The organism is Mycobacterium sp. E3198, assembly GCF_001667015.1.
Classification (GTDB): Bacteria; Actinomycetota; Actinomycetes; order Mycobacteriales; family Mycobacteriaceae; genus Mycobacterium.
Map to the genome: position 1 here is coordinate 1 of NZ_LZIS01000122.1, position 7007 is coordinate 7007.

The window sequence follows — 7007 nt, forward strand, 5'->3', positions numbered from 1 at the left end:
GGGCGCGGCGTCCAGCGTGATGCCGAGACGTTCGATGGGCAGCTGGCGCCGGTGGTCCGCGAGCGGGTGCAGCACCACGGTGGTGTCCTGGCGGGCTTCCACCACTTCGTCCAGGTAGCAGATCGCGCCCTCGCGCACGGCCCGGGTCAGCGGGCCGTCCACCCACACCGTCTCGTCGCCCCGCAGCAGATACCGGCCGACGAGGTCGGCGGTGGTGAGGTCGTCATGGCACGCGACGGTGATCAGCGGCCGGCCGAGGTCGTAGGCCATCGCCTCGACGAAGCGGGTCTTGCCGCACCCCGTCGGCCCCTTCAACACGAGGGACAAGCCCTGGCGGTAGGCGGCCTTGAAGATGGCTTCCTCGTTGCCGATCGCCTGGTAGTAGGGCCGCACGTTCTCCGCCTCGGGGGTCGCGCCGTTGCGGTGAGCGACCCCGGACTCGTTGGCCATGGCTTCCTTCCGATGTCGATTGGAGCCTATCCGGAACAGATGTTTGTTTCAACGACCGCCAGCGTGCGCAGATGTACGCGGCGCGCGGCGTGTCGCCGTACCGACACGCTCCCCCGCAAGCGGGAGGTGCCCCCGGCCCGCGGCAGTTGGGCGGCGGCGGACCTCCGCCGAGCGCAGCGCGGACCGGAACAGCGGGCCGACGACGCCGGCGAGCTGATCCGGGCGCGCGATCGTGGCGTGCGCGGTGCTGCCGAAGACTCTGCGCAGCGACCGCACGTCGGTCCCGGCGCCGATCGTCAGGCATACACAGCCGGTCCCCCGGCGGCGGGCCTCGATCAGGGCGCGGCGCGCGTCGGCGGCGCCGTAGGCCCGTTCGTATCCGTGGTCATAGGCGAGCCCGTCGGACAGCACGACCAGCAGTCGCCGCGCCGTTCCCCCGCGCGCCTCCAAGACGGCCGAGCCGTGCCGGATGGCCGCGCCGAGGCGGGAGTACGCGCCTGGTTCCAGGCTGTTCAGCCGCCTCATCACCCGGGCGTCGAGGTGGTCGTCGAACCGTTTGACCGGAATCATGCTGACCGCCTGCCGGCCCTGCGAGTAGTAGGCGTACAGCGCCACCCGGTCGCCCAGGTCGTGCAGTGCGACGGCGAGATTGGCGACGGCCGCGCGCTGCTGCTGATGCACCGTGCGCGCGGAAGTTCCGGGCTCGGCCGCCGAGCCCGACACGTCGAGCAACAGCAGCACCGACAGGTCCCGGCGGCGGCGCAGGCTGTCGAGGTAGACCGCCTTGTCGGGGACCGACCCGGCCCGCACCTCGACGCGGGCCTCCACCGCGGCGTCGATGTCGATGTCGTCGCCCTGCGACTGACGATGGCGGCGGTGCAGCCCCATGCCCAGACGCGACAGCGGCCGCCGCACCCCGATGGCGGCGTCGATCTCCTGGGTCGCCTGCGCCTTGATCGTCGGCTCGACCTCGCGCACGGTGCACCACGCGGGCCGGTAGCCCTTGCGCGCGGCGTCCCACTCCGGGTACCGCACGCCGTCCGCGGCCGCGGTGGCCCCCTCGTCGTTGGTGTCCTCGCTCGAGGGCGACGCGAGCGACGACACGGCGTGCGGGCCGCGGGTTCCCGAGTTCGTGCGGTGCGTCGGGATGTCCGCCCCCGGCGGTCCGCCGCCGCTACCGGTCTTGCGCGCCGAGGACAACATCTTTTTCAGCCACTTGCCGATGAAGCCGCCCCCGCCCACCGGACTGGTGAACAGGTCCGGATCGTCGGAATCGTCGGTCTCACCGTCGTCGAGCTCCGCCAGTTCCCTCGCGCCCCCGCTGCGGGGAACGTGCCCGGGACTCGCCTGGTCCTGTTGTTCGGCCACGCGGCGGGCGGCCAGCACCTTCGTTGCACGGATCACGCCGAATCCAGCCGGCGGGTCGTCGATCCTCGCCCGCGCCTTGGCGATTCGCAACGACGCCGCGGGCGAGTCGCCGCGGCTCGCGATCTCGCGGTCGGGCAACGACGCCAACATGCCGGGGAGCAGGTCGCCGGCGGCGGCCAGCGCGCGGTGCCCCTCGACGGCCAGGTAGCGCCGGGCCAACCGGGGATGCCGGACGAGCGGACGGACGACGCCCGGGTCCAGGCTGCCCGCCGCGATCATCGATGCCTGTACGGCAACCGCCTCGAGTTGCGCGCGGTGATCGGTGGCGGCATCGACGTAAATGGTCTGGCCGTCCGTCCACGGGGGTTCACCCGGTCGCAGCCCGGCAACCGCCGTGGCGCGGCCCGCCAGCGCGGAGGCGAACATGCCCAGGGCCTGCAGCCGCTCGGCGCGAGCGTCGTCCCCCACGCTCAACCTCCCTTTGACCAAATATCTGTTCCACCGTAGAGTCCGGCAAAATTGCAGTCAATCAGGAGAAGCATGATCGACTTCACCGGCCAGGCGGCCGTGGTCACCGGCGCCGGACGCGGACTCGGGCGGCTGTACGCGCTGGACCTGGCACGGCGGGGCGCCGCGGTGGTGGTCAACGACGTCGGCGGCTCGATGCGCGGCGAGGGCTCCGACTCCGCCGTCGCCGACGAAGTGGTCGACGAGATCACCAAGGCCGGTGGCACCGCCATCGCCTCCTACGACTCGGTCGACAGCCCCACCGGCGGCCAGGCGATCGTCGACGCGGCGCTGCGCGCGTTCGGCCGCCTCGACGCCGTGGTCAGCAACGCGGGAATCTTCGGCACCGTGCCGTTCGAGGACCTCTCGACCGACGAATGGACGCGAATGCTGCGCGTGCATCTGGACGGCGGCTTTTACCTCGCGCAGCCGGCGTATCGCGTGATGAAGAAGGGCGGCGGCGGGAGGTTCGTGTTCATCTCGTCCTCCGCCGGAATCTTCGGCCAGCCGATGGAAGCCCACTACGCCGCGGCCAAGGCCGGCCTGGTCGGGTTGACCAACGTGATCGCGATCGAAGGCGAGGCGCACGGAATCCTCGCCAATTCCGTTATGCCCACCGGTTTTTCGCGCATGGTCACCGAGACCGTCGGCGACGAGACGTTCCTCGCCGAGTCCGGCTTCATGCAGGCCATCCGGCCCGAACTCGTCGTACCGCTGGTGACCTTCCTCGCCAGCACCGCCTGCGCGTTCACCCACCGCAACTATTCGGCCGCCGCCGGGCGCTACGCGCGGGTGTTCGTCGGGCTCGCCGAAGGCTGGCTGGCCGACGCCGACGGCGCGCCGACGGCCGAAGACATCCAGGAACACCTCGAGGAGATCTCGTCCACGGAGAAGTTCATCGTGCCCGCGTCCATCGTCGATGAGGTACTGGAAGTGTGTGCGCGGCGCGGCGTCAGCGCCATGCCAGGGAACGCCGAAGTCGCATTCCCCGAACACCGAGGCGACTGACCGTTATTGACCCGCCATCTGCCCAAACGTAAAGTCCCGGAAAATGGATTTTTCCTATCCCTCGGAAGTGGAACTGTTCCGCGCCGAGCTGCGCGACTGGCTGTCGGCGAACCTGACCGACGAGCTGGTGGCCGCGCGCCGGCCGGCCGGCCGCGACGTCGCGGCCATCGAGCTGCTGCGGGCCTGGAGCAGGACGATGGCCGACGCGGGCTGGGCCGCGGTCTCCTGGCCACGCGAATACGGCGGCCGCGGCGCGACCGTTCTCGAGCAGCTGGTCTACACCGAGGAGACCACCCGCGCCCGAGCACCCATGCCGCTCAACGTCATTGGGATGAACAACATCGCCCCCGCCATCATGGCGTACGGCACCGAGGACCAGAAGACGACGCTGCTCCCCCGCATGATCCGCGCCGACGACATCTGGTGCCAGGGCATGTCGGAGCCCGAAGCGGGATCCGACCTCGCCGCCTTGCGCACCCGCGCGGTGCGCGATGGGGACGACTTCGTCGTCAACGGCCAGAAGATCTGGACCTCGCTGGGGCACCGTGCGCACTGGTGTCAGCTGTACGTGCGCACCGACCCCGACGCCCCGAAGCACAAGGGGATCTCCTGCCTCATCGTCGACATGGCGCTGCCCGGCATCGAGGTCCGCCCGCTCGTCACGCTCAACGGCGACACGGATTTCGCCGAGGTGTTTTTTCACGACGTGCGGGTGCCGGCCGACGCACTGCTGGGCCCGCTCAACGCGGGCTGGCAGGTGGCGACCACCACGCTCAGCCACGAGCGGGCCGGGGCGGCGCGGCTGTACGCGGAGATGCAGGTGCGGCTGGAAGAACTGGTGGACGACATCGCGACTGGCGACGCCGGCGCCCTCGACGACCCGGTGACCCTGCGGCGCCTCGGCGAAATCGCCGTCCGCATCAAGTATCTCGAGGTGCTCTGCCAGCGGTCGATCTCCGCGACGCTGCACGGCGGCGACCCGTTCGCGTCGGCCAGCCTCGCCAAGACCGTGTGGGGAGAGATCGGACAGGACATGGCCGCCCTGGCTTTCGACGTGCTCGGGACCGGCGGCGCCAACGCCGCGTGGGCCAACTACCGCCTCACCTCCCGGTCGCTGACCATCGCGGGCGGAACGACCCAGATCAACAAGAACATCACCGCGCAGCGAGTGCTCGGGCTACCGCGACAATGAACCTCGAACTCACCGACGAGCAGGCCGCGCTGCGCGACACCACGCGGCGCTTTCTCGCTGAGAAGGCGCCGATTTCGGGGCACGTGCGTGAGCTGCTCGACGATCCGACCGGCGTCGACGAACCGGTCTGGCGCGGCCTGGCCGACCTCGGGGTGACCGGGCTGCTGGTGCCCGAGGAACACGGCGGCGCCGGGATGACGATGGTCGAGGCCGGCGTGGTCGCCGAGGAGCTCGGCGCCGCGCTGCACCCGGGCCCGTGGCTGTCGACAGCGGTCGCCGCGGCGCGCACACTGACCCGGCTCCCCGGCGATGACGCTGCCGCAACGATTTTGGCCGGGATCGCCGACGGGACCACCATCGCCACCGTCGGCTTTCTCGATTCTCGGCAGGGCGACGACGCCGTGCTGCGCGGCGAGATCGCCGGCGTGCCCGACGCCGCGGCGGCCGACACCATGCTGGTGCTCACCGACGACCCCTCGGGCGCAGGGCTTTTCGCGGTGCGGGCCGACTCCCCCGGGGTCTCGGTGACGCAAGAGCCGGGAATCGACCAGACCCGCAAGCGCTTTCGCGTCAGGCTCGACGGCGTGCCCGCGCACCGGCTGGTCCCGGCGCCGTCGGACGCCGTCGCGGCCATGGTCGACGACGTGCTGATCGCGACGGCCGCCGACGCGCTCGGCGCGGCGCGGGCGGTGATGCACCTCGCCATCGAATACGCGAAAGCCAGAAAGCAATTCGGACAGGTCATCGGTTCGTTCCAGGCGGTCCAGCACCTGTGCGTCGACATGTACGAGACCGTCGAGCTCGCCCGCAGTGGCGTCATTCACGCGCTCTGGGCCGCCGACAACGCCGGCGCCGACGAGCGGCACCTCTCCGCGCTGCGGGCCAAGGCTTTCGCCGGGCGGCTGGCCTCCGTGGGCGACACCGCGATCCAGGTGTTCGGCGGTATCGGTTACACCTGGGAGCACGATGCTCACCTCTATCTCAAGCGCCTGTTGAGCTGGAGCGGGCTGCTCGGCGCCCCCGACCGATACCTCACGGAACTCGGTGCGCGCCTTGCCAAGGGAGGTCGGCAGTGATGGACATCGACTACCTGCTCACCGCGACCCCGTCGGCGCGCAAGTCGCTCGACTTGGCGGCCCCCGTCGACCTCGGGGACATAAGGGACTGCCTGCGCATCGGCCTGCAGGCCGCCAACGGCTCCAACCAGCAGTCCTGGCGGTGGCTGGTGATCACCGACGCCTCGCTGCGGACCCGGATCGCCGCGCTGTACCGGGAGGCCTACCTGCTGCGGGTGGGCGGGCAGCTGCTCGCCGACCTGCTGCCGGCCGGCACGCCGGAAAGCCGCATCATGTCGTCGACGGAGTGGTTGGTCGAGCACATGGCGGACGTACCCCTGCTGGTGATCCCTTGCTATGCGCCCTACCTCCCGCGCGTCGACGGCGACGAGTCGTTTCACCAGGCGACGCTGTACGGCTCGATCTTCCCGGCGGTGTGGAACTTTCAGCTCGCCCTGCACACCCGCGGGTACGGGACCTGCATCACGACGCTGCACCTGCACCGCGAAGAGGAGGTCCGCAGCCTGCTCGGCATCCCGGAGGGCTACACCCAGGGCTGCCTGCTACCGGTGGGGCGCCTGCGCGCCGGGCGCACCTTTTCCCCCGCCCGCCGGCGCCCCCTCGACGAGGTCGTCGCGCGCGACGGCTGGGGCGGCCCTCCGCTCTAGATTGTTGTGTCACACCAGAATTGGTGTGTCACACTCCGGTCCGCGGCACCACGCTGGGCCGGCTCTGCGACACGTGCGGACTCGCCCCACCGCGGCCCATCATGCCCCCGGGCACCCCAGCACCCGCGCCCATCCCACCCATCGGCATGGGCAAAGGCATCGGGCGACCGGCAGCGGCCGCCGCCGCGCCGGCCGTCGCCGCAGGGGTAGGCATACCCGCCCCGGCCAGCCCCCGCATCGCGGAACTTGCCATCCGTGCCGGAGTCGATCCCTGCCAGGCCGGCGGCACCGACATCGCCCCCACCAACCGGGCCTTACCCAAACCCGCCGACATCGCCGCGTGCAGGCCGCCACCACCCAACGGCTTGATCGCAGGCACCGCCCGACTTGCCAACTTGGGCGTCGCCGCGGCGGCCGCCCCGGCTAACCCAGGCGTGCCACCCATGCGGGCCAAGCCCATGATCATGCTCATCGGGTACATCGCCATGCTCGCCGGATACATGAGCGCCGACAGATTTTGCAACGGTAGCGACTGCAGCGCCGACATCGCGGCGGGCGCCGCCGCCATCACCACCTGCGCCTGTGTGGCCACCGACGATACGACCGCCGAAACCCCCGCGAACCCCGTCAAACTCGCCGGCAGCGCACCAAACGGTGTCAACGTCGACGCCGCGGACGTCGCGCCAGCGTGGTAGCCCAGCATCGCGGCCGCGTCCTGAGCCCACATCTCCACGTAGTCGAACTCATTGGCTGCGATGG

General features: G+C 70.8%; 7 protein-coding genes. 4 read left to right on the forward strand and 3 right to left on the reverse strand.

What is annotated here, in order from left to right; all coding sequences use genetic code 11:
• Positions 1-450 (reverse strand): AAA family ATPase (locus A5673_RS13780; RefSeq protein ID WP_156748194.1); only part of this gene is annotated, 450 nt, incomplete at its 3' end.
• Between the two features lie 48 nt (positions 451-498).
• Positions 499-2286: a nitric oxide reductase activation protein NorD gene (locus tag A5673_RS13785; protein ID WP_068232916.1), complete on the reverse strand. Its 1788-nt coding sequence runs from the start codon at positions 2284-2286 to the stop codon at positions 499-501.
• A 72-nt stretch (positions 2287-2358) separates the two neighbouring features.
• Here A5673_RS13785 and A5673_RS13790 point away from each other — a divergent pair, with 72 nt between their 5' ends.
• The 4 genes from A5673_RS13790 to A5673_RS13805 are packed head-to-tail and all read left to right on the forward strand — an operon-like array spanning position 2359 to position 6248.
• Positions 2359-3333: an SDR family NAD(P)-dependent oxidoreductase gene (locus A5673_RS13790; RefSeq protein ID WP_068232919.1), complete on the forward strand. Its 975-nt coding sequence runs from the start codon at positions 2359-2361 to the stop codon at positions 3331-3333.
• 43 nt (positions 3334-3376) lie between these two features.
• Positions 3377-4525: an acyl-CoA dehydrogenase family protein gene (locus A5673_RS13795; RefSeq protein WP_068232921.1), complete on the forward strand. Its 1149-nt coding sequence runs from the start codon at positions 3377-3379 to the stop codon at positions 4523-4525.
• Positions 4522-5601, forward strand: a complete 1080-nt coding sequence (locus tag A5673_RS13800) for an acyl-CoA dehydrogenase family protein (RefSeq protein ID WP_068232924.1) — start codon at positions 4522-4524, stop codon at positions 5599-5601. Before A5673_RS13795 ends, A5673_RS13800 begins: the two co-directional genes overlap by 4 nt.
• A complete protein-coding gene (locus A5673_RS13805; protein ID WP_068232927.1) occupies positions 5601-6248 on the forward strand; it encodes a nitroreductase family protein in 648 nt (215 codons plus the stop codon). The genes A5673_RS13800 and A5673_RS13805 overlap by 1 nt, the downstream gene beginning before the upstream one ends.
• A gap of 28 nt (positions 6249-6276) precedes the next feature.
• On the opposite strand, the gene A5673_RS13810 is transcribed toward A5673_RS13805, so the two are convergent.
• A partial coding sequence (locus tag A5673_RS13810; protein WP_156748196.1) for a PPE domain-containing protein occupies positions 6277-7007 on the reverse strand: 731 nt, incomplete at its 5' end.

Coding starts and splice junctions, on each gene's coding strand:
- A5673_RS13790 (WP_068232919.1), top strand. CDS start 2,359: ATGATCGACTTCACCGGCCAGGCGGCCGTGGTCACCGGCGCCGGACGC.
- A5673_RS13795 (WP_068232921.1), top strand. CDS start 3,377: ATGGATTTTTCCTATCCCTCGGAAGTGGAACTGTTCCGCGCCGAGCTG.
- A5673_RS13800 (WP_068232924.1), top strand. CDS start 4,522: ATGAACCTCGAACTCACCGACGAGCAGGCCGCGCTGCGCGACACCACG.
- A5673_RS13805 (WP_068232927.1), top strand. CDS start 5,601: ATGGACATCGACTACCTGCTCACCGCGACCCCGTCGGCGCGCAAGTCG.